A 23,316-nucleotide genomic window follows, 5' to 3' on the forward strand; every position below is an offset into this window, starting at 1 on the left:
AAGCTCGTATATTGTTAATTTATCTTCATACGTTAATTTCATCAAAAAACACCCCATTCGTTAGATTTTGTGTCTAACTTTTGGGGTGCAGTTCATAAATCCAAGCTTTTTATTATGTTGTCATATTGTTCAACCACTTATTCATCAGCTCTTCATTATCACCTTTAAGGGTAAAGTAAGAACCGCGAATAATGCCTGCTAGTTTTGATTTTTGGCGAGCAAATTTAAACTTATCAACTAATTCTACTGGAATTTCCATGCCGTCAGATAATTTAAGACCAACAGCACGTTTCTTAGGATTATCCATTTCATAAAGAACGTTGATAGCCAAGCCATCCTCATAGAAAACATGCGTCCATAGGATACGATCCTCTAGAAAGACCTGAGCAATTTCAAGTGGTTTAGCAGCAAAAACAAGATCACGCTCACGCGCTAAGAGTGCGTCAATATCAGCCATCAAGTCAGCTTTATCTGCCACTGGATAGGTTTCAAAGGGGATTTTGAATTTATTCCAAAAATAGCGAGCTTCATTGGCACGTAGTCCTGCCAAGGCATCTGCTACTGGAGATGTTTCCAAACCCTGAGTAGAAACCTCTTTGAAATCAATAATCATATTAAACCCCTTTTACAGCGAAATAATGGTCGCTTGGGTTCGCAAAATTGAAGTTAGGGAAAGGCTCTTGGTTAACTGGGCTAACAGTATCTGTCACTTCTGCCACACGTGCTTGCAAGGCGTCAATATCAGATGTTTCAAAAAGAACACTTGGCGCCATGTCTACTACTTCTGGAGAGACTTGGCGAATAAAGTCTTTCGCATAGACTGTGAAAGTTAGGTCTGACCCCTCTTGAGGGCTCATATCAAAGCTCTCAAATCCCATCATTTCAGTTGAAGGTGAGACCTGAAAACCGATAGCTGACCAAAACTCACGCTCTTTAGCGACATCATCAACATAAAGCATAATAGCTGTTTTTTTAGAAAACATCATTCCTCCTTAGAATGTTACTGTCTCAGACACGAAACCTTCGATTTCAGTATTGATTTGCCATGTCATACCAAACTTATCTACAACGATACCGTAAGCTGGGCTCCATGGTGTTTCTTGCATTGGCATATCGATGCGCTGCGCTTCTTTTTCCATTTTTTGGAAAATAGCTTTCGCTTCTTCTGCATCATCCAACTGAATACATGCTGTCATGTTCATCCCTTGAACGTAAGGGTGACCTGAACCATTGTCCGACAATTGAAGGCGAATGCCACCAATATTCAAGTTAGCATTTAAAACCAAATTTTTATTTTCTTCAGGTGTGTCTGGAATAGCTTGACCAAATGTTGTGCAAGACACAACCTCAGCATTGAAAACCTCTTTATAGAAGTCAACAGCTTCCAAACCATTGTTGTCTGTTACCAGATAAAGTTCTAGTGATTTAATCATCTTAATTACCTCATTTCCTAAATGTAAATCATACTATTTAGTAATATCAAAATCAATTATTTTAACTTATCGAACAACTCAAGTTTCTGATTAAAATATTGGTTCTGATGTTATAAACTATCACTACAAAATCTATCAAGACCGCTCTTCTAATCATTTTGAGGTTGCTGTTTGGGTTGAGGTCTCTTTCTCGCCCAGTTGTAGATAGCTATGCTAGCAACGCAAGTCACAGCTACCGACAGGATTGTTCCCTCAAGACCAAAGGTTTTATCAAAGGCAAAGCTGCTCACTGCACTAGATTTGTTCATCATAAAAATGGCATATTGCGACCTAGCACCGCTATTTGGTAAACCAAAAATAATGTTTTGGGTGAAATTCCAAGTGGTGTGGCAGGCCATAGCCATCCACAAGCTATCATATTTTGCCACAAACAGGCTAAAGAAAATCCCTGAGAGGAGGAGGTCTGTAAATCCTAAGATTGATATTCCATCATTTTCTAAGTGTAACGCGGCAAAGAGGAGGGAGTTCGTGATAACAGCAAAGGTAATATTCTGATAACGCGCCTTAATTCTCTGATACAGAAAACCGCGACAAACCACTTCTTCTGCTGATGATTGAATAAAAACCACAAGAAATAAGAGTAACAAATGAAAGGGCTCAAACTTATCAAAATAAAGTTTGAAATCTCCGTGCCAAAAGGCTACTAGAACACAAATACCATTGAGAAGAAAGCCAATTAGAAAACCTAGAAGTAGCTTTTTCAAAGTATTTCCTGTGTTGTTGGGCCTTATGGCATCTAGGACGACCTTATTTTTCTTTCTAAATGTCAAAACGACTAGTAAGGTGACAGCCCATATCCCCCAAAATATAGCATACATGTTAAAGGTGTATTGAAACCCTTTGCTAAAAAATGTTGGTAAAGGAATCGGATTTAGGAAACCAGAAACGAGGTCTCCTATCAGGAAAAGAGCAAAGCTCAGAAAACAAAGCCAGAGGACATTGTCTCGGAATAGGTCTTTTAGTTTTGCCATTGTTACCCCTTTCTCCAATCTGCTATTTTTCATGGGCTTGAATCCATTCGTCAATAGATTGTGCCATTTGTTCGTAGTGAGTCTGATAGAGCAGGTGGGTAGCGTCTAATTTTTCAATGGAAACGTCATCTGGATCTTCTGATAGGTCAATGTGCTGCTGATCCCAATCTTTCAGGTTCTTGAATTCTTGCTGACGCATCTTGATGCTATCATCAGACTGTTTGGCTAGGAAATATTTGGCTGGCATACCTTTAGGGAATTTGACCTTCCTCATCTTATGAAGGTTTTCACTGACATGCTTGTCTTCATCGAGCAAGGTGTTATTGCCATAATGTTTAGCTCCGATAGAGAAGTACTGTTCGTTGACTGTCTTATCGACATTAGGAATAGTCTGTGCCCATTTGAAGGTTGATTTGTCCGAAGAAGTCGTTACCTCTCCTTCCATATCTGGTGTGCTAGTGTCCATGCCGATAAATCCTTTGACATCACTCGAGTAAGTCTTGGCATAGTTAAGAGAGTACATCCCACCAAGTGAATGAGCCATGAGGTAGAAATTCTTAACGCCGACTTTTTCTAGAGCAGTGTGGATTTCTTTAGTGATATTTTCAATCGTACGTGGCTTGTCCGTCGTGTCACTAAGACCGTAGCCTAATGGCTCGACCGTATAAATCTTATACTTTTTACCCAGACGGTCCAGCAAATTTTTATAGCCATAGCGGGCTGAAATTTCAGCCTGACCTGGAATCACGACTATCGGAATGGTGCCTTCTCCCATGCTATAAATGTTCATCTTCTTGCCATTTCCAACATTGACTTTTTGACCATAATCCTCAATAGGCTGTGCCTTGTACTTGCTCAAATCAACTGCACCTGAGGCTTCTCTGGCCTTGTCTTCTTCAGCCTGTTGTTTAGGTGTTAATTTTTCCTGCTGTGGCTGACTGTCGTGTGCTTTTTGACTTTCCTTATTTGCGGCACAGGCCGTGCAGAGCACAAGTGACAGGGCAAGAACGGATAGTTTGCTGATTTTGTTCATGACTTCTCCTTACCTTTTATTTTTCATGCGCTTGAATCCATTCATCGATAGCTTTTGCCATGTGTTCATATTGAGTATGGTAGATGAGATGGCTAGCATTTAAGGTTTCAATGGAAACATCCTTTGGATCTTCAGAAAGGTCGATGTGCTGCTGATCCCAGTCTTTTAATTTAGGGAATACTTGCTTACGCATTTTGATATCATCGGCAGACTCGCTAGCTAGGAAGTATTTGGCCGGCATGCCTCTAGGGAATTTGACCTTTTTCATCTTATGAAGATTTTCGCTGACACGCTTGTCTTCGTCACGTTCTGTTTTATTTCCGAATTTTTTAGCGCCGATGGACAAATACTGCTCATTGGTCTTTTCATCAACATCTGGAATGGATTGTGCCCATTTCAAGGTTGAAGATGATGACTCTTCTGTTGTGCCGTCGCCTTCCATATCTGGCGTGCTGGTATCCATACCGATAAAGCCATTGACATCACTTGAATAAGTCTTGGCATAATTAAGAGAATACATGCCGCCAAGTGAGTGAGCCATGAGGTAGAAATTCTTAACGCCGACTTTTTCCAGAGCTGTGTGAATTTCTTTGGTAATGTTTTCGATAGTCCGTGGCTTATTAGTCAGGTCGCTAAGCCCATAGCCCAGCGGTTCGACGGTATAAATCTTGTACTTTTTGCCAAGACGGTCAAGCAGGTTCTTATATGCATATCGAGCCGAAATTTCAGCCTGTCCTGGGAAAATCACGATTGGAATTTTTCCCTCTCCCATGCTGTAAATGTTCATCTTCTTGCCATCACCGACATCTACTTTTTGACCATAGTCTTCGATTGGCTTTGCCTGATATTTGCTTAAATCAACTGCTCCTTTAGCTACCATTTCTTGCTCTGCTGCTTCTTCAGCCTTTTTGGCATCTGCTTTCTGCTTGGCAGTCAATTTTTCCTGCTTAGGCTGGCTGGCTTGTGATTGTTGAGGTTGCTTACTTGCCGTACAAGCTGTGCAAAGTACAAGAGACAGGGCAAGCACAGATAATTTACTTAGTTTAGTCATGTTTTCTCCTTTTAGTTATTACCATAATGTTAGGCGTTTCTCTGGTTTCAGATACATTGGGTCACCTTTTTTGACACCAAAAGCATCGTAAAATTCTTGGAAATTGCGAACAGGAATATTTGCCCTGAGTTCGTAAGGCGCGTGGATGTCCGACTGAAGCGAAGCCATGCTCTGCTCCTTGGTTGATTTTTGGTGCCAGACACTTGCCCATGATTCAAAGAATTCCTTATAGTTAGGATTGTCTTCCGTTTTGAGTGCTTCAAGTGCTGACATGACACCGCCATTATCTGCGATATTTTCAGCCAAGGTCAATTTGCCATCAACCTTACCTCCATCAGCCTTGAGACCATCCCATTGCTCAATCATAGCCTTAGTCTTTGTCTTATAGTGTTTCAAGTCTTCCTTGCTCCACCAGTCATGCAAGTTCCCATTTTCATCGTACTTCATCCCGTTGATGTCAAAGGAGTGAGAAATCTCGTGTCCAATGATGGCGCCGATAGCACCATAGTTCTGACTGACAGATTTCGTCTTATCGTAGAACGGTGCCTGTAGGATAGCAGCTGGAAAGACAATTGCATTGGTATTAGGATCGTAGTAAGCATTGACAGCATTAGCACTCATCTGCCAAGATCCTCGGTCATTTGGCTGATTAAACTCTGCAAAGGTTAATTCTTGAGAGAGTCTCTTATAGTTGTAAGTATTCTCAAAGAAACTTGCCTTGCTATCCACCTGGTATTGACGATAGAGGTCAGAGTAGTCATCAGGATAGCCAATCATAAGCTTCATGTTGTCCAACTTTTTGATAGCCATAGCCTTGGTCGCTTCCGATAGCCAAGTGTTATTTTTAAGACGTTCTTTATAGACTGCGATGATTTTTTGCGCCATGTGTTCGACATCTCTTCTAGCTTCGTCACCAAAGTACTTTTTACCATAGTAGTCTCCCAAGACATGACCAAAAGTATATTCTAATTGTGTGTAGGCATTTTTTTCCTTATCCTCCATCTGGGTGAGCCCAGAAGCTAGATTTCTATAAGTGCTAGCCGCTTGACGATTTTGCTCACCAAGAAGCTCAGACTGGTCAATCATCAAGGCTATCATCATCCAGGCCTTCATGTTGTCCAGCTGTTTACTGTTTAGAACATCACCGATTTGTTTAAAGTAGCCTTGGTCTTCCACATTGACTGCCTTGTCTGTTGGACCGACCAGTTTGTCAATCAAGTCTTTGAAACTGAACTCTTTAGCGTAGCCATCGACTGTTTCCATGCTTTCTGGATGATAACGAGCTGCAGCTGTATCGGCTTCTGCAGTCATCTTGCTCGGATCAACTTGTGTTTTCTCTGACAATAGTTTGTCAAAAGCAAGGGCTCTGTTAACTAAGTTCTTAGCATCAGACTCACTTTTACCTGCTTGCTTAAGCAAAGCCATAGCCGACTCTCTGTAGGCAGATAATTTTGCCTCACCTTCCTTATTACCTTTCTTGTATTGGTCAGGCGATTCTAAGAGTGAGGGTGCTTGACGGAGAACCAACTGCTTTTGGCTGTTGGCTTGAGCATTGGTTTCCACCGTTAATGAAAATGGCAGAGCAAAGCCACCCATCATAAAGTCATAAGCGAGATTTTGGAAGTCACTCATCGATGTCACCTTTTCAATCTTTTCCAAAAAAGGTTTCAAAGGTTCCATCCCTTGCTTGTCACGCGTCTTAAAATCCATGCCTTGCTTGTAATAGCCTACCATCTTTTCCTGCTCAGCATTGGTTGGCTTAATGTCACCAGAAGCCATTTTTGTCATATCAGACACCAGTAATTTTTTTAGCTTGTCTTCCACTTCAGAAAAGCTACTAATAGTCGCCTGTCCTTTTTCTAGCTTGGTGTTTGCTAGCCAATTACCATTGACAGCCTTGTAGAGATTTTCTCTTGGACTAATCTTATTAGAGGTCTTCTCACTGGCTGACACAGAGGTCATTGCGACGACATCTTTAACCACATATCCTGATAACAGACAGACTGCTAAGGTGAGCACACCCATTGATTTTAAATATGATTTTCTTTTCAAAACTTATACCTCTCTTTCTAGTACGTCATCAGTATAGCAAGCTAGGTGTTAAATCTGTGTTAAGAAATCAAAAAAGCTGAGTCTTTAACTCAACTTTTTCAAGATTATTCTAAAAACTGTCCCTCGAGGCTTATTATCTTCCACCACAATGTCTCCATGGAGCTGTTTGACGATTTTGGCAGCAAGACTGAGACCGATACCATAGCCTTTGATGGCTGAGTTTCGGCTGTCATCCACCCGGTAAAAGAGGTCAAAGATACGCTTTTTGTCTTCGTCACTGATACCGATACCAGTGTCTCTAATAGTCAACTCAATCTGATCTGACTGGTCTTCGATGTAAACCTGTACACTACCATTGGTCACATTGTACTTGATGGCATTTTCAATCAGGTTATAGAGCGCACGCGCCAGTAGCTGGTCATCACTCGTTAAGATTGGATGATCTCCTGTTAATGACAGACTAATCTGCTTTTGCTCTGCCATTTCCTCAAGGTCAAATAAAATCTCCTCAAGCAGATCTCTAAGAGCAACTTGAGCAAGATTCATCTGGTTCTGACGACTGAATAAAAGCACTCCCTCAACCAGATGTGAGAGGCGTTCAAGACTGGTATCCATACTAGCGACAAAAGCTTGGGTATCTGTTGGTTGCTTTTGATAGAGGTCAATCTTGCTACGCATAATCGCTAGGGGTAGGCGCAATTCATGGGCTACATCATTTGAAAAGCGGCGCTCTCGTTCATAGGATTGATAAACCTTACCAAGAGCTTGATTAAAAGCTCTTGTTAACTGTTCCATCTCACGACTACTACCGACTGTTGCCAAATCCTTCTGATAATCCATCACATTATCGCTATTGATGGCAGCAACGGTGTCTGCCAAATCCTTGAAGGGTTTCATGATACGCTTGATAAGGGTATAAAGTATAGCAGAACCCAATAAAATCGTCACCACTACCACACCGATTGAAAAAGTCCGAAACTCCCACATCGACTGAATGTAGGTCGTATCTACCAAAACTAACGTCTCTTTTTTCTCCGCTGCACTGGCCTGAAATCCTGCGAGCATTTCATTGGTCAGGTGAGTTTGGTACCAATTGATGAGCAGATTGGACAAGACTGTCATGGCAACAAAGACAGAGATAATCGCTAGGGATAATTGACCGATAACAGACTTTTTCAAGTCTCTCACTTGACTAAGTTTCATCTTCAATGATATACCCTTTCCCAATAACATTATGAATAATATTGTGACCTAACAATGTCTTTAATTTCTTTCGTAAACTAGCAATATGCACGCGCACCGTACCAGAAAAACTATTGCTATCACCTTCCCAAACGTGTTCGATCAACTCTTCACTACTGATATGACGCCCTTGATTAAGCAGCAAGTATTCTAAAATCCCAAGCTCTTTTCGCGTCAAGCTCAACTCATTGCCATCAATAGTCACCTTGCGACTGCTGGTGTCAAATACCAAACGCCCGCACCTTAATTGACTGTCCTGCTGAAAAGACTTCCGACGTAAGAGTGACCTTATTCTTGCTTCTAATTCCTCAAAGTAAAAGGGTTTGAGCAGATAATCATTGGCTCCCATATCAAGTGCAGACACCCGATCTTCCACATCAGAACGTGCTGTCAGCATGATAATATTGACTTCCTTGTTGTACTTACGGACTTCCTCCAGCACTGAAAAGCCGCTGCGCTTAGGGAGATTGATGTCCAAAATGACTAGGTCGTAAGTCTCAACATAGATAAGCTCCTCTGCAGCTTCTCCATCTGATGCCGTATCGACCACATAACCAGACAGGCGTAGCCCTTCGGCAAGAGATTGTAGCAAATCCAACTCATCCTCAACCACTAAAATTTTCATCCAAAAATCCTTTCTCTATCACTCATAAGCCTTCAACAGCCCTAGTAGACTATCTCACTATACGGGCTACTCTCTTTTGCAGCTCTGGAATCACCTCGTCCTTAAACCAAGGATTTTTCGCCTGCCAAATGTTATTACGTGGAGAAGGGTGTACTAAAGGAAAATACTCCGGTAAATAATCAGCGTAGTGCTTCACCGTTTCTGTCAAACGAGCAGAAGACTTCTGATGTAGATAATAACGCTGGGCATAACTACCTATGAGCAAGGTGAGTTCGATATTAGGAGCAAGGGCTAAGGTTTGTTGATGCCACTTTTTCGCAAATCCCTTCCTCGGTGGCAGGTCCCCTGACTTTCCAACACCCGGAAAGTAATAATCCATAGGAGTCACAGCAAACAAACCTGATTGATAGAAAAATGCCTTATCAACCCCTAACCACTCTCTTAAATTGTCCCCACTTGGATCGTTCCAATATAGTCCCGATTCCTGAGCCCTTATGCCTGGTGCTTGCCCAATAATATTAATCTTAGCAGTTTTTGGGATGGTAAAAAGAGGCTTAATACCAGATGCTGTATAACTACTATTTTGAGGATCAGCCATGATTGCTGCCGTCAAAGACTCAATTGTCTCCATAAACATTCCCTTTCCTATCAAAAAAAGAGTGAGAAACCACTCTATGTCTCAAACAAGAGTTCGTTTTCCCACCCCACATAAGCCAAAAGATTCCAAAAAATCTCTCCCTATTTCATTCACATCACGTCTAGCTCAATATTAGCGTAAACCTAGCGATGATAATTTTTCCTTGTATTTATCAAAATCAACGGATAAACCTAAACCACCGTACATATCGTATTCGTCTACCCAGTCACCATTTTCTGGAACGGTTGTTTGTTGGACACCCTTTGAAAAGTTCCCTACATTCTTGATTCCCAATCCCATGATATTCTTCAAAGTGAGATTGGTTGAGGTTAGTGAGTAGGTTTTACCTAAGGCTTCAAAACCTGTAAACAGTTTTGTTGGATTTTTAACTTGTTTAACAACAGCTTCTAAAACTTGTTGTTGACGCTTGGTGCGTCCATAGTCTCCTTCGTCATCCTTACGGAAACGAGCATAGTTTAACAGCGTCCGACCATCCATTCGTTGTTTCCCTACTGAAATTGTCTGATTCGGTACAATACCATCTTTCATATTCAAATCATCTGGAACTTCAACCGATGAAACTTCCTCACCATCAATCGTTGAAAATTTCGCATCAATTTCAACTCCTTTAGGGAACAAGGTATCAATGGCTTCGGCAAAGGTCTCAAAATCAACCATCATGTAATACTTAATGTCAATATCATAGTTGTTCTTCAATGCCTGACGCATATACTCTGCGCCCTGACCATTATCTTGTTCACCAAGGTTGAAAGCGACATTCAATTTTTGGTCGTATGAATAATCACTGTAACTAACGCCTGGAATATTAATCAAGGTATCACGCATAAAGCTGACAAGCTTAATTTTTCCTTCTTTATTACCAACATTGAGCACCATGATAGTATCTGTCCTAGCGTCGACAGAACCCTGCGTCACACGCTGGTCACTTCCCAAAATTAAAATATTGACACCGTCTTGCGTATCTTGGCCTTTAAAGACTTCTTTAACAGCTGGACTGTACTGATTACTTCCTGAGCTAACGTCTTGCATTCCTTTGACGAATTTAAAAATCAGTGCTCCAAAAAAGAGTAATACAATGGTCAAAACTCCTAAAAGAATTCGATTTCGCTTTGCTTTTTTCTCTTTCTTAGACTTCTTAGCTTTAGGTATCGCACGCTTTGTTCGACGTGGCTTGGTCTGTTTTTGACGAGACATTTGGGGATACTGTGGCAAACCTTGTTCAGTATAGTGATCCGTCTCAACAGGGGTTGACACCTCTTCCGTACGATAAGGCTCAGAAGCTATATAAGCCTCTTCTTCATAAACTACTTGATCAATCGGTTGACTCAACTTAGCCGTCAAGTAATCTAATTCCTCTTTTTCTCTATCACCTAAATAATGGACATTTTTCAGGAGATAATCATAGCGCAACTGTTCATGTCGCGTCAAACGACTACTGTCATGTCTATTCATCTCTCATTCTCAAACTTTAATTTTATTTCCTAAATGTACTTTTCTAAATTCGGTAAACATTATATTGACCAAGAACTTTAGTATTAATTCCCAAACTAGTCAATTCTTCCAAAGCATAGCCAACTAAATCGTCGTTATCATTTTTAAAATCAATAATGAAAAAGTATTCTCCCAGAACTGTTTTCAAGGGACGACTTTCGATTTTGGTCAAGTCAATGCCTCTCCATGCAAAAACTGACAAAGCTTTATACAAAGCTCCCGGTAAATTATCTGGCAAGGTGATGGCTAGTGACACCTTACTGGCTAACCTAGGCAAGTCTAGTTCTCTGGACTGCTGACCTAACACCCAGAAGCGTGTATAGTTTTCTTCAATTTCCTGAATATCCTTGGCGATAACTGTCAAGCCATATTCTTTTGCAGCTGCATGAGGGGCGATAGCCGCAAACGGCTTATCCGGATGTTGTGCCACAAAGCGTGCTGCGTAGGCTGTGCTGGCAGTCACTTCAATTTTAGCTTCAGGATAATTTTCTTTGATGAACTTTTTCCCTTGCGCAATAGCCTGCGGATGTGAAAAGATTTTTTCAATCACCTTTTGATCATCTGTCGCCATCAGCTGTTGCTTGATAGGCTGAATGATCTCAATCACTGTCTTAATATCTGCTTGATGAAAAAGGTAGTCCGATGTTTCATGGACGGATCCTTCTATAGAGTTTTCGACAGGTACGATAGCATAATCAACCAAGCCTTCCTCATAAGATTTGATAACCTCTGTAATATTGGCAAATGGGATCAATTCTTCATTGGGAAAAGCCTTGAGGGCTGAGTTATGGGTAAATGAACCTGATGGTCCTAGATAGCCAACTTTCATTTGATTTCCTCGATAATTTCCTGAGGTGTCTTATTAGCGACATCGATGATTTGGGTAGCTGCTTGCTCATACCAAGTCTGACGTCCATCAAAAATCGCCTTGAAATCAGCTCTGCTATTGTTGACAAAGAGAGGACGAACATTGACCTGATCGCCTTCAATACGATTGCAAAGCGTTTCGAAATCAGCTTTAAGGTAGATGGTCTGGTCATTAGACGCCAAAATCTGACGGTTAGCTTCTGTAACAACAACACCACCACCTGTCGAAATGACAGCATCAGAATTGGCTAATTCAGCCAAAACTTGACTTTCAATCTGACGAAAGGCAGGTTCGCCCTCCTTATCAAAGAAGTCTGCAATAGACATACCAATTCGGTCTGTAATAACGGCATCCATGTCAATATAGTTTGGGTCTAGTAGTTTGGCGATAGTTGACTTACCAGAGCCCATAAAACCAATAATAATTTTAGCCATTTGCAAGTGCCTCCATATGATCAAAGAAACTTGGGTAGCTGGTATTGATAGCTTCTGCACGCTCAAGGACAAGGTCTCCCTCCTCCACAATCAAACCTGCAATAGCAGCCATCATACCGATACGGTGGTCGCCAAAGGTGTTGATCGTCGCACCGTGAAGAGCCGTTTTCCCTTGGATGATCATTCCGTCATCTGTTGGTGTGATATCTGCACCCATGCTATTTAAAGCATCTGCAACAACTTGGATACGGTCAGTTTCCTTAACCTTGAGTTCTTCAGCGTCCTTGATGACCGTTTGACCATTAGCCTGCGTCGCCAACAGCGTGATAATAGGCAACTCATCAATCAAACGAGGGATGATGTCACCTGAAATCTCTGTTCCTTTAAGGTCTGACGTTTCAACTGTAATTGTCGCTGACTTGGCAATCTCATCGATGTTAGACAGCTCGATCTTACCTCCCATAGCCTTGATTACATCAATAATACCTGTACGTGTTTCATTGATACCGACATTTTCAAGAACCACTTTTGAATTTGGCACGATAAGCCCTGCGACTAACCAAAAGGCTGCTGAAGAGATATCACCAGGGACAGTCACCTCTTGAGCAGTGAACTCTTGCCCACCTGAGATACGGATTTCCTTACCATCGACAGCAATCTCACCACCAAACTGGACGATCATATCTTCCGTGTGGTTACGCGTTTTTTCCTTCTCGATGATGACTGACTCACCTTCTGCTTGAAGGGCTGCAAAAATAAGGGCGGACTTAACCTGTGCCGAAGCAACTGGAAGCTGATAATTAATCGCTTTCAAATGCTTACTACCATGCATTTTAAGAGGAGGAAGATCACGGTCCGTCTGACCAGAGACCTCAACGCCCATCTCTTTTAGTGGAATGGTGACGCGATCCATTGGACGTTTTGAAAGGGAATCATCCCCAAACATCTCAACTTCAAAATCCTGACCAGCCAAGACACCTGAAATCAGACGGATAGACGTCCCTGAATTTCCCATGTCCAGTTTATTTTGTGGTGCTTTTAGACCATCAAAGCCAACACCGTGAATCTCAACCACCTCTCCTTTGTCCTCAATTTGGACACCGAGATCACGAAAGACTTGCATGGTTGATAAGACATCCTCACCGCGCAAAATATCATAGACTCTGGTCACACCCTTGGCAAGGCTTCCAAACATGATGGAACGGTGACTGATAGATTTATCTCCAGGAACTCGAATCGTCCCACTTAAATGGCTAACATTTGTTTTTAATTTCATGACATTACTCCCATACTAGTATATCGTTTACTTCTATTGTATCATAAAATATCTGAAAATTTTGATAGCACCTCCAATTAGCTTAAAAATTATCTTGATACAATCACGGCTAAAGAAAAAGACCTTTCGGTCTTCTTTTTAGTGACAACAGCGACTTCCTAGAGCCTAATCAAACATTATCACAAGAAATGATTTGAACACTAAGGCTCTCTACAATACAATTATGCTTCTGACAAGGCAGATTGCACCTTGCTGGCAATCAATCTTGCTGACGCTGATAATTTTTGATATTCAACAGCTGTCAACTGTAGTGAAGGTGTTTCAACAATACCTTCTCTACCAATAACACAAGGGTAGCCAAGATAGGTCTGATAGGATTCTTGATAAGATGAGACCGGAAGAACCTCTTTACTATCTGTAAAAATAGCCTCTATCAAACGAGTTGCACTAGCAGCGATTCCAAAGCTGGTGTAACCCTTGCCATAAAAAACAGTATGCCCCCCTTTTAAAGCAGCTAAATTCAGAGCCTCTCGCTCCTCTTCTGTCGTCAGTGCCATAATGGACTGTCCTTTCAAGGTGACCTGACTCCACGCAACAAACTGAGAATTACCATGCTCCCCAAGGTTGTATCCAGAGACACTCTTAGGATGCACAGAAAAAGCTTTTCCTAAGGCACGCTTCATTCGAGCCGTATCTAACAGCGTCCCAGTACCAAATACCCTCGCTTTAGGTAAACCTGTATAGTGCTGATAGAGGGCGCAAACAGCATCACATGGATTGGTAATAACCAACAAAATCCCGTTAAAACCAACTTCCACAAGCCTCTTAGAAACTGATTTTACCTCTTGCTTCGTAAAAGGAAATTCAGCAAAACGATCCTCACCTGCATTATGTTGCAAAGCAATATTTCCTAAAGCCGAGACCACAATATCAGCATCTGCTAAAGCAGCGTAGTCATTAACTGTAATACTGGCAAAGCTTTTCATATTCGCCATAGCATCTTCAAAATCCAAGGCATCTGCCTGAGATTTAGACTCGTTGGTATCGATAAAAACATAGCTATCCGCTACTCCTTGTGAGATTAAGGTATGGGCTAGAGCTGAACCGACATTTCCCATTCCGATGATTCCAATTTTTCGCATTCTTATCTTCTCCTTACATATTCCAAAAAAAGAGTAGCTCTGCCACTCTTTTTCATATTATTTCTGACTTAAATCTTGAAGCGGTTTAAAGATAATGCGCTCCAAATCATTGATGTAAACACCTAGTGCTTGTTGAGCATCAAAGAAGGCTTTCAAAGCTGGTTTCGCTTCGATTTTTTCTCCCAAGGCTTGAAGAGCTTCTTGGTCTTCCTGTGAAGGCATTTGACCTGTCTGCATCTGTGTGTACAACTTTTGTTGGAAAGCTACAAACTCATCAAAAAGAGCCTTGCTTTCTGGGTCTGTTTGAAAAGCTGCTTGTTGTTTTTCAACAGCTTGATACTCTGGAAGGGCACGGATGGCACGTTCCAATTCATTGGCTAAATCATAAATATTTGACATTACTATTCTCTTTTCTAAATGATGCTCACTGAGTAAGCCGTTTTCTCGGAGATAATCTTCTCAGCTCGCTCCATGTCTTTTTGATTTTTAAAACTAAGTTGTAGAATACCGCTGATATCTTCACGATTTTCCTCGTTAATGCGAATATTGACCAAAGATGTTCCTCGCAAAAGCTCAAGGATACTCAAAATTACATCTTCTTCATCGGGAACATCCACAAAAATATCGTAAAAGCTTTCAACACCACCGCATTTATGGATTTCCATTTGCTTACGCGTCTGACGACCATGTTCGAAAAATTCCCAGAGAGCATTTTCATCATTAGTATCCAAAAGCTGGCTGATACGATCAAGACGTCCTTTAAAGTCCTCAATCCGTTCCTTAACGGCGTCCTTGTTAGTCATGAGAATGCTGGTCCACATACCTGGTTCGCTCTCAGCGATACGGGTCATGTCTCTGAAACCACCTGCCGCAAAACGATTGGTCATCTCATGGTCATTAGCATAAGCACCAGCCTGTTCCATAAGACTAGAAGCAAGCAAATGCGGAAAATGCGAAATCTGACTGGTCACACGGTCATGCTCTGCGGCATCAATCTCAGTATAACGAGCCTTGGTCCCTGATAATAGGTCCTTGAGTTCTGGAATGGTTGTCTCTGTCGTTAACACAGATGGTGTGAAAATATAATAGGCATTTTCAAAGAGAGTTACATCTGCAGCAACAGCACCTGACTTATGAGAACCTGCCATAGGGTGTGAGCCGACAAACTGCACTGCTTTTCCTTGTAAAAAGCGCTCTGCAGCATCAACAATTGCTTTCTTTGTTGAACCTGCATCTGTGATAATGACATTTTCCTTGAGAGGTAGCTCTGCTAATTGCTCCAAAAAATCAATGGTCTGCTTAATCGGAACAGCCAAAATAATCACATCAGCCAAGGGAGCAAATTCTGCAAAATCTCCTGTCGCTCTGTCCACGATACCACGCTCTAAAGCGATATTTCGAGACTTATCTGAGCGATTATAACCGATAACCTCATAATCAGGATGTCCTCGCTTGATACCTAGGGCTAGAGATGCACCGATAAGTCCTAGACCCGCAACATAAATTACTTTTTTTGACATATAGTTATCTTTCACTCATAGGAGTTTTCTAGAAATGTTTTACGTAGTCACGATGAGCCGCAACGGCAGCCTTCAACTCTTCTAAGTTATCAGATGAGAATTTATCCAAAATCTCTTGAGCCATAACGGTTGCTACAACAGATTCCATAACAACACCTGCTGCTGGAAGAGCCGTTGGATCAGAACGCTCAACAGTCGCCTTGTACGGCTCGTGCGTTTCGATATCGACAGACATTAAGGGTTTATAGAGCGTTGGGATTGGTTTCATCACGCCACGAACAACAACTGGTTGTCCGTTGGTCATACCACCTTCAAAACCTCCGAGGTTATTGGTACGACGTGTGTATCCTTCCTCTTCATTCCAAAGGATTTCATCCATAACCTCAGATCCTTTACGGTAACCCGCTTGGAAACCAACACCGAACTCAACACCCTTGAAAGCATTGATAGAAACAACTGCCTGAGCCAATTTAGCATCCAATTTGGTATCCCATTGTACAAAAGAACCTAGACCAGCTGGAACGCCACCAACGATAGTTTCAACAACACCACCGATGGTGTCCCCTTCTTTTTTGATTTGGTCAATGTAATCCTTAATCTCCTGCTCACGGTCTTGGTTGACAACTGAAATTTCTGACTGTTGTGCCAATTCCTTGATTTGATCAACTGTCAAACCATCTGGCACATCAATTTCCTTACCACCAAAGACAACAACGTGATTAGCAATCTCAATATCAAGTTCTGCTAGGATGCGTTTAGCAACTGCTCCGACTGCCACACGCATAGTCGTTTCACGTGCTGATGAACGCTCCAAAGAGTTGCGCAGATCGTCAAAACGGTATTTCATCCCACCAACCAAGTCTGCGTGACCTGGACGTGGATGCGTGATTTTACGTTTTGTTTTCAAGCGATCTTCGATATCCTCAACCGCCATAATTTCCAACCATTTTTGGTGATCTTTATTGGTAACATTAAGCGTAATAGGAGCTCCTGTTGTCTTACCGTGACGAACACCTGCTGTGATTTCAACTTGGTCTGATTCAATTTTCATTCGACCACCACGACCATAACCACCTTGACGACGTTTAAGGTCTTTATTGATATCTTCTGCTGTTAGAGGTAGCCCCGCTGGTACCCCTTCGATAATCGCTGTTAAACGTGGGCCGTGTGACTCACCTGCTGTTAAATATCTCATTTACTTCACCAAATACTCTTTCATTTCTTCTAATGGAATCTGATTGATGGCAGCACTACCAATCTCAGGAACAATGACCGTCTTGATACTATTGCCACGCGCCTTTTTATCATGGGTAAGAGCTGTGTAGAGCTCATCAACCTTCCAAGGCTCATGATCAACAGGCAGACCAAATTTATCACACATAGCAATGATTTGCTCAGTGATGCCTTTAGGCATGAGACCTTTTTGCTCTGCTACACGAGAAATCTGAACCATTCCAATTGCCACAGCTTCACCGTGCATAACCTTGCCATAACCTGCAGTCGCCTCAATAGCATGACCAATCGTATGCCCAAAATTAAGATACATACGAACGCCACCTTCTTTTTCGTCTGCGACAACAACCTTACGTTTGACATCACAAGAACGATAGATAATCTCTTCTGCATGCTCAAGAATAGCCTGTGGACTACCTTCCATCTGACCCAGAAGCTGCCAGAGTTCAATATCATCAATCAAACCGTACTTAACAACCTCTCCCATCCCCTCAATCAACTCACGTTGACCAAGTGTTTCAAGCACCTCTGGGTCAATCAAGACACCATCAGGCTGGGCAAATGTTCCCACGATATTTTTGGCAAGTGGTGTATTAACCCCAGTCTTACCACCAATTGATGAATCTACCTGAGCTGTCAATGATGTTGGAATTTGCAAAAAGTGAATCCCACGCATATAAGTTGATGCGACAAAACCTGCCAAATCACCAACAACGCCACCACCAAGAGCGATAACACCATCACTGCGTGTCATGCCATTTTTTATCATAAAGTCATAGGCTTTATTGACTGTCGTCAAATTTTTGCTTGCTTCACCTTCTAAAAAGTCAAAGACAATCACTTCAAAACCAGCATCCTGAATAGCCAACTTGACCTTCTCTGCATAGAGAGAGCCGACATGATTATCAGTGATGATAGTGATTTTTTGTGGTTGCCACAAGCTCTTGACCCACTGTCCAGCCTTAGAAAGACACCCTTTTTCAATGATGATATCATAAGGATGATGCGGTAGATTTACATTCAATTTCATAAGGTTACTCCTTACTTTGTATCGTATTTTTCTGCGAGTGCTTGCCAGATTTCTTCCGTTGGCATTTCTTTTCCAGTCCAGATTTCAAACGCCTCTGCTGCTTGGAAAAGCAGCATACCAAGACCGTTAAGGGCTGTCAAACCTTTACTGCGAGCTAATTTCAAGAAGGGGGTCTCGAAAGGTTGATAGATAACATCTGCTACTGTCAAGCCTGTTGGAAACTCAAAGTCCTCATTGATAATCATAGACTTCCCATCCATTCCCACACTAGTCGCATTAACAAAAAGATCTGATGCTAATACTTTTTCTTGAATGAGCGCCAAATCTTCGACAGGGAAAACGTCTAGAGACACTCCTGTTTTTGAAGAAAGCTCCGCTGCTTTGTCACGTGTCGCTTCTAAAAACTCAGTCTGATTAAAGATATTGATTTTTTTAGCGCCATTAAGCGCTGCTTGAGCAATCAAGGCTGTGGCTGCTCCGCCACCACCAAGAATCGTCATCACCTTATCTTTAACCTCAAAATCAGCAAAAGTTGCTAAACTACGGAAAAATCCAATACCATCCGTATTATGACCAATCAACTTTCCATCACGATTGATGACCGTATTGACCGCCCCAATCAAATGAGCTGAATCTGTCAACTCATCCATGTATGGAATGACTGTCTGCTTGTAGGGCATAGAGATATTGACCCCAAACATGTCGTAACGTTTGACATTTTCAAGCGTTACTTGAACATCTTCTTCTGGAATATCCCAAGCTACATAAACACCGTTGACACCTGTTTTGTCAAAAGCATAGTTATGGATAAAGGGTGAAATAGAATGTTTAATAGGTGTTGCCACCACTGCTGCTAAACGTGTGTGTCCATCAATCTGCATCAAGTACCTCCTTGAAACGTTTCATCTCTGCTAGTGAAATTTGACCTGGCGCACTAGCTTGTTCAAAGCTAGCGAAAGTCCAACAAGAACCTGTGATATTGCCTGCTAAACGCGATAATTTCCCAAGACTACCCATTGACATGGTTGCATAAGCTTGTTCTGGATTAAGCGTTTTGAAACCGCGAGTATAATTCATCACATCCAAGACATCCTGCTCATTTTCTGGCATGACTGCAATTTTAACCACACGAGGTGCTAGAGCTGTCAGCTCAGAAAAGACTTCCATCAAATTCTCAGGTGTTTCTTCGAAATTATGATAAGAAAGAACTAAATTTGGAAATTCTAGCATTTTATCAAAAACGGACTGGTATGAAAAATATTCAAAATCAATAAAATCTGGATGATAAAGGCTATCAACGTCCTTAATCAAGGTAACGTATTCCTCATCTGTCAGAGATATACGTCCACCTTCCTTGTCTGTACGAATCGTAAAGATGATTTCCAACCCAGCAAACTTTTCAAAAATAGCTGGCGCCACTGTCAAAATATCATCTTTAGCCAAAAAATCAGCTCGCCACTCAATAAGATCAGCATGTTCAAACTTAGCAGGATCTAACTGATTTGCCTCCTCGAGACTCTTTGGCATAATTGGAACTACAATCTTCATCTGTTAACCTTAATTGTAAATACCTTGAGGTAATTACTACTTTCATCTTTTTTATTTACTGTAAAATCACTTGGAAGTTGCTTTAAGTCACTGTAGCTATGCTTCACTTGACCAAATCCCTTCTCTAATTGTTTTTCAAATTGCTTAACGCTGAGGTTTGAAGCATTTGTAGAAGCAATAATCGTCCCCCCTGGATTAAGAATATCCAAGGCTTGTGCGATCAATTTATGATAATCTTTCGCCACAGAGAAAGTCTGTTTTTTATTTCTAGCAAAACTAGGTGGATCAATGACAATCACATCATAAGTCAAACCATGACGTTTGGCATATCGGTAATAGTCAAAAACATCCATAACAACGAAACGATGATTGTCTAAATCAAAGCCATTTGCAATAAAATGAGCCTCAGACAATTCTTTTGAGCGTTTAGCCAAATCAACTGATGTTGTCTCACTTGCTCCTCCCATAGCTGCCGCTACCGAAAAAGCTGCTGTATAAGAAAACATATTTAAAACTGATTTCCCCAAAGCCAAACCATTCACCAAAGAATCTCTGACCTCATGCTGGTCTAGAAAAATACCTGTCATCAGACCATCATTTAGAAAGACTTGGTAATTCACACCATTTTCACGAATAATAAATGTCTCTGGTGCTTCTTGACCATATAAAAAGGCTGACTCAAAATCAAGTCCTTTAAAACGAATTTTCTCATAAGCCCCAACCACTTCTGGGTAGACCCTTTGAAAAGCCGAAACGATCGTCTCTTTCATCTCATAGACATAGGTATTGTACCATGAAAAAAGAGCGTATTCATTGTATAAATCAACCGTAAAACCACCAAACTGATCCCCGTCTTGGTTGAAAAGACGATAGGCTGTTGTCAAGTCAGACTCTTGAAATACCTGACGTTTTTGCTTGGCATTTGAAAATAACCTCTCAAAAAATGTCTCATTCAAAGATACCTCTTGACGTGAAATAAGCCACCCTACCCCCTTATTCTGTTTAGATAAATAGGCAGTTCCTAAAAATCGACTAGATTTTTGACTATAAAGTGTCACCAAACAGTCATCTAATTCTAATCCCGAAAAATCCTTTCCGTCTAGGAGCTGAATACCTCTTTTAATCTTCTTTTCAGCAATCGCTTCTATGTATAGTTTTTTCATAGTAACATTATACCAAAAATTCTAACAATACGATAGTAAGCATCAATTTTTTTAGCAGAAGTGCTATTGAAATTATGGTATAATTAAGAGTGAAATGTTATTTAGGAAATTTATTCGAGGAAAACAGCACTCATGAAAAAAATAAGTACCGCTTTAGGTAGAGTCCTAAGCACTCGACTCGGATTCGTTTTTGCCCTACTCATTTGCTATTGGCTAAAATCACTCTGGGCTTACAATGTTGATTTCGGGTTAGACATACAAACATCTTATCAACTCCTCTTGTCTATTATCAATCCATTACCGCTCGGGTTACTCTTTATCGGACTAGCCCTCTACATTAAAAATACCAAAGTTTTTTATACGACCACTTGGGTTCTATACACTATCATTAATATTCTTCTAATCGCTAATGCTATTTACTACCGTGAATTCTCAGATTTCATTACGATTAGTGCCATGTTAGCTAGTTCTAAAACTTCAGCCGGTCTCGGTGATTCTGCCCTAAACCTCTTAAGGGTTTGGGATATTTTATTTATTATTGATTTCTTCGTTTTAGGATTCTTGTTCTTCACCAAGCGTTTAAAAACAGATAAGAGACCCTTTAATAAAAGAGCTAGCTTTGCCATCACTGCTTTGTCAGGTATGCTGTTCTCAGCCAATCTCTTTATGGCAGAAATCGATCGACCTGAACTATTGACGCGTGGCTTCTCTAACTATTACATCGTACGTTCAATCGGGTTACCTGCCTTTACAGCTTATAGCGCCAATCAAACTTACCAGGCACAAAAAGAAAGAAGCTCAGCATCTGCAGACGACCTAACAAAAGCAAAAGAATATATTTCAAGTCACTATGCTAAGCCAAACGATCGCTACTACGGTATTGCAAAAGGTAAAAATGTTATTGTTATCCACTTGGAGAGTTTCCAACAATTTTTAATTAATTACAAACTAACCGTTAATAATCAGTCCTATGAAGTGACTCCTTTCTTAAACTCACTTTACAATTCTAATTCAACACTTGCTTTCTCAAACTTCTTCAACCAAGTGAAGGCAGGAAAAACTTCTGATGCAGAAACAATGATGGAAACCTCTCTATTTGGTCTCAATAGTGGCTCTTACATGGTTAACTATGGTGGCGATAACACCGCATTCGCAACACCATCCATTCTTTCTCAAACAGGAGGCTACACCAGTGCCGTATTCCACGGTAACGTAGGTTCCTTCTGGAATCGCAATAACACCTACAAACAATGGGGATATAATTACTTCTTTGATGCCAATTATTTCCAAAAACAAGATAAAACCAATTCCTTCCAGTATGGACTCAATGATAAATATTTCTTCAAAGATTCTATCCAATACTTGGAACGGATGCAACAACCCTTCTATGCTAAATTTATTACAGTATCTAACCACTATCCTTATAGCAGCTTAAGCAACGAAAGTAGCGAACAAGGATTCCCACTCGCCCAGACAGACGATGAAACGATTAATGGCTACTTCCAAACAGCAAACTACTTAGATGCTGCTTTGAAATCGTTCTTTGATTACCTGAAAGAAACTGGCCTATACGATAAGTCAATCATCGTTCTTTACGGAGATCACTACGGTATCTCTGATTCACGTAACACAAGCTTGGCACCTCTCCTAGGAAAAGATTCTCAAACTTGGACAGAATATAACAACGCTATGCTACAACGCGTTCCGTTCATGATTCACATTCCAGGTTATACTGATGGAGGCATCCAAACGACCTATGGTGGGGAAGTCGATGCACTTCCAACACTCCTTCATATTCTAGGTATTGATACAAGCAAGTATTCTCAGGTTGGACAAGACTTATTATCAAAGGATAATAAACAAACAGTTGCTCTCAGAACTTCTGGCTATTACATTACGCCAGAATATACAAGTTATAAAGGCCACCTCTACTACACTCAGACAGGCCAAGAAATAACCAACCCTGATCAAGCAACTAAAGATGCAACAAATACGATCAAACAAGCAGTGGCTACTCAACTATCTATTAGCGACTCCATCCAAACAGGAGACCTGCTTCGATTTGACACTGATAATGGTCTGAAAACCGTTGATACCTCAAACATATCCTACTCGAAACAATTTGAACAAGAAAAAGCTGTCGAGAAGAAACTTGGTAGCAAGTCAACTAGCCTATATAGTCAAAATGGTAATAATTCTACCGTCAGCATCTTTAATGCACCAAGCTATATGCAGCTTCACCAAACAGAAACCACAACCAGCAGCTCATCTAAATCAAGTAACTAGATAGGATCAGCAAGATTTACAGAACCATATAAAAAGCTCAGAAAGAACTCCTTTAGTGTTTTCTTCTGAGCTTTTTTATAATCTGTTTTAGTCGTTCTTATATAATGGGCTCTTCGTCAACTGTAGTGGGTTGACTTATAATCAGCAGCGAGAGAGAATCAGATTGGTTCTCTCTTTTTGCATGTTTAAAGCGATGAGAA

Annotated in this window: 23 protein-coding genes and 1 pseudogene; 1 reads left to right on the top strand and 23 read right to left on the bottom strand. The window is 41.0% G+C overall.

Annotation, left to right across the window (positions count from 1 at the left end; all coding sequences use genetic code 11):
• Nucleotides 1–112: 112 nt before the first annotated feature.
• The 23 genes and pseudogenes from JOC31_RS07910 to JOC31_RS08015 all read right to left on the bottom strand — a co-directional run bounded on the left by JOC31_RS07910 (nucleotide 113) and on the right by JOC31_RS08015 (nucleotide 20,830).
• A complete protein-coding gene (locus tag JOC31_RS07910) occupies nucleotides 113–613 on the bottom strand; it encodes a phage tail protein (RefSeq protein WP_205017622.1) in 501 nt (166 codons plus the stop codon).
• A 1-nt stretch (nucleotide 614) separates the two neighbouring features.
• Nucleotides 615–983, bottom strand: coding sequence for a VOC family protein (locus tag JOC31_RS07915; protein ID WP_205017623.1), 369 nt, complete (start codon nucleotides 981–983; stop codon nucleotides 615–617).
• Between the two features lie 9 nt (nucleotides 984–992).
• Nucleotides 993–1,433, bottom strand: coding sequence for a VOC family protein (locus JOC31_RS07920; protein WP_205017624.1), 441 nt, complete (start codon nucleotides 1,431–1,433; stop codon nucleotides 993–995).
• A 149-nt stretch (nucleotides 1,434–1,582) separates the two neighbouring features.
• Nucleotides 1,583–2,464, bottom strand: coding sequence for a CPBP family intramembrane glutamic endopeptidase (locus tag JOC31_RS07925; RefSeq protein ID WP_239551728.1), 882 nt, complete (start codon nucleotides 2,462–2,464; stop codon nucleotides 1,583–1,585).
• A 22-nt stretch (nucleotides 2,465–2,486) separates the two neighbouring features.
• Nucleotides 2,487–3,497 carry an alpha/beta fold hydrolase gene (locus tag JOC31_RS07930; RefSeq protein WP_205017625.1) on the bottom strand — a complete coding sequence of 337 codons (1,011 nt, stop codon included), beginning with the start codon at nucleotides 3,495–3,497 and terminating at the stop codon, nucleotides 2,487–2,489.
• A gap of 16 nt (nucleotides 3,498–3,513) precedes the next feature.
• A complete protein-coding gene (locus tag JOC31_RS07935; RefSeq protein ID WP_205017626.1) occupies nucleotides 3,514–4,548 on the bottom strand; it encodes an alpha/beta fold hydrolase in 1,035 nt (344 codons plus the stop codon).
• 18 nt (nucleotides 4,549–4,566) lie between these two features.
• Complete coding sequence (locus tag JOC31_RS10020) at nucleotides 4,567–5,334, bottom strand: M13-type metalloendopeptidase (RefSeq protein ID WP_338058841.1); 768 nt, start codon at nucleotides 5,332–5,334, stop codon at nucleotides 4,567–4,569.
• Nucleotides 5,323–6,600, bottom strand: a pseudogene (locus tag JOC31_RS10025) (M13 family metallopeptidase); the annotation flags it as partial. The pseudogene JOC31_RS10025 and the gene JOC31_RS10020, both read right to left, overlap by 12 nt.
• 84 nt (nucleotides 6,601–6,684) lie before the next feature.
• A complete protein-coding gene (locus JOC31_RS07945; protein WP_239551730.1) occupies nucleotides 6,685–7,803 on the bottom strand; it encodes a sensor histidine kinase in 1,119 nt (372 codons plus the stop codon).
• Nucleotides 7,793–8,467 (bottom strand): response regulator transcription factor, encoded by a 675-nt coding sequence (locus JOC31_RS07950; protein WP_205017629.1) that lies wholly within the window; start codon nucleotides 8,465–8,467, stop codon nucleotides 7,793–7,795. The genes JOC31_RS07945 and JOC31_RS07950 overlap by 11 nt, the downstream gene beginning before the upstream one ends.
• A gap of 49 nt (nucleotides 8,468–8,516) precedes the next feature.
• Nucleotides 8,517–9,098: a uracil-DNA glycosylase family protein gene (locus JOC31_RS07955; RefSeq protein ID WP_205017630.1), complete on the bottom strand. Its 582-nt coding sequence runs from the start codon at nucleotides 9,096–9,098 to the stop codon at nucleotides 8,517–8,519.
• Nucleotides 9,099–9,236: 138 nt separating this feature from the next.
• Nucleotides 9,237–10,577, bottom strand: coding sequence for an LCP family protein (locus tag JOC31_RS07960; protein WP_205017631.1), 1,341 nt, complete (start codon nucleotides 10,575–10,577; stop codon nucleotides 9,237–9,239).
• Between the two features lie 43 nt (nucleotides 10,578–10,620).
• On the bottom strand, nucleotides 10,621–11,445 hold the full coding sequence (gene pheA, locus JOC31_RS07965; RefSeq protein WP_205017632.1) for a prephenate dehydratase: 825 nt from the start codon (nucleotides 11,443–11,445) through the stop codon (nucleotides 10,621–10,623).
• Nucleotides 11,442–11,918 (bottom strand): shikimate kinase, encoded by a 477-nt coding sequence (locus JOC31_RS07970; protein WP_205017633.1) that lies wholly within the window; start codon nucleotides 11,916–11,918, stop codon nucleotides 11,442–11,444. Before JOC31_RS07970 ends, pheA begins: the two co-directional genes overlap by 4 nt.
• On the bottom strand, nucleotides 11,911–13,194 hold the full coding sequence (gene aroA / locus JOC31_RS07975) for a 3-phosphoshikimate 1-carboxyvinyltransferase (protein ID WP_205017634.1): 1,284 nt from the start codon (nucleotides 13,192–13,194) through the stop codon (nucleotides 11,911–11,913). Before aroA ends, JOC31_RS07970 begins: the two co-directional genes overlap by 8 nt.
• Before the next feature lie 221 nt (nucleotides 13,195–13,415).
• A complete protein-coding gene (locus JOC31_RS07980) occupies nucleotides 13,416–14,336 on the bottom strand; it encodes an L-lactate dehydrogenase (protein WP_205017635.1) in 921 nt (306 codons plus the stop codon).
• A 57-nt stretch (nucleotides 14,337–14,393) separates the two neighbouring features.
• Nucleotides 14,394–14,735, bottom strand: coding sequence for a YlbF/YmcA family competence regulator (locus JOC31_RS07985; RefSeq protein ID WP_205017636.1), 342 nt, complete (start codon nucleotides 14,733–14,735; stop codon nucleotides 14,394–14,396).
• A 14-nt stretch (nucleotides 14,736–14,749) separates the two neighbouring features.
• Nucleotides 14,750–15,856, bottom strand: a complete 1,107-nt coding sequence (locus tag JOC31_RS07990) for a prephenate dehydrogenase (RefSeq protein ID WP_205017637.1) — start codon at nucleotides 15,854–15,856, stop codon at nucleotides 14,750–14,752.
• Between the two features lie 28 nt (nucleotides 15,857–15,884).
• The gene (gene aroC / locus JOC31_RS07995; RefSeq protein WP_205017638.1) at nucleotides 15,885–17,051 is read right to left on the bottom strand and encodes a chorismate synthase; all 1,167 of its coding nucleotides are present in this window, start codon (nucleotides 17,049–17,051) and stop codon (nucleotides 15,885–15,887) included.
• Complete coding sequence (gene aroB / locus JOC31_RS08000) at nucleotides 17,052–18,119, bottom strand: 3-dehydroquinate synthase (protein WP_205017639.1); 1,068 nt, start codon at nucleotides 18,117–18,119, stop codon at nucleotides 17,052–17,054. It lies immediately after the preceding gene.
• 11 nt (nucleotides 18,120–18,130) lie between these two features.
• Nucleotides 18,131–19,000, bottom strand: coding sequence for a shikimate dehydrogenase (locus JOC31_RS08005; protein WP_205017640.1), 870 nt, complete (start codon nucleotides 18,998–19,000; stop codon nucleotides 18,131–18,133).
• Complete coding sequence (aroD, locus tag JOC31_RS08010) at nucleotides 18,990–19,667, bottom strand: type I 3-dehydroquinate dehydratase (RefSeq protein WP_205017641.1); 678 nt, start codon at nucleotides 19,665–19,667, stop codon at nucleotides 18,990–18,992. Before aroD ends, JOC31_RS08005 begins: the two co-directional genes overlap by 11 nt.
• Nucleotides 19,664–20,830, bottom strand: coding sequence for a class I SAM-dependent rRNA methyltransferase (locus JOC31_RS08015; protein WP_205017642.1), 1,167 nt, complete (start codon nucleotides 20,828–20,830; stop codon nucleotides 19,664–19,666). Before JOC31_RS08015 ends, aroD begins: the two co-directional genes overlap by 4 nt.
• Before the next feature lie 132 nt (nucleotides 20,831–20,962).
• Here JOC31_RS08015 and JOC31_RS08020 point away from each other — a divergent pair, with 132 nt between their 5' ends.
• Complete coding sequence (locus JOC31_RS08020; protein ID WP_205017643.1) at nucleotides 20,963–23,116, top strand: LTA synthase family protein; 2,154 nt, start codon at nucleotides 20,963–20,965, stop codon at nucleotides 23,114–23,116.
• Nucleotides 23,117–23,316: the final 200 nt, after the last annotated feature.

Origin of the sequence: Streptococcus saliviloxodontae (assembly GCF_016908655.1) — a bacterium.
Lineage (GTDB): Bacteria > Bacillota > Bacilli > Lactobacillales > Streptococcaceae > Streptococcus > Streptococcus saliviloxodontae.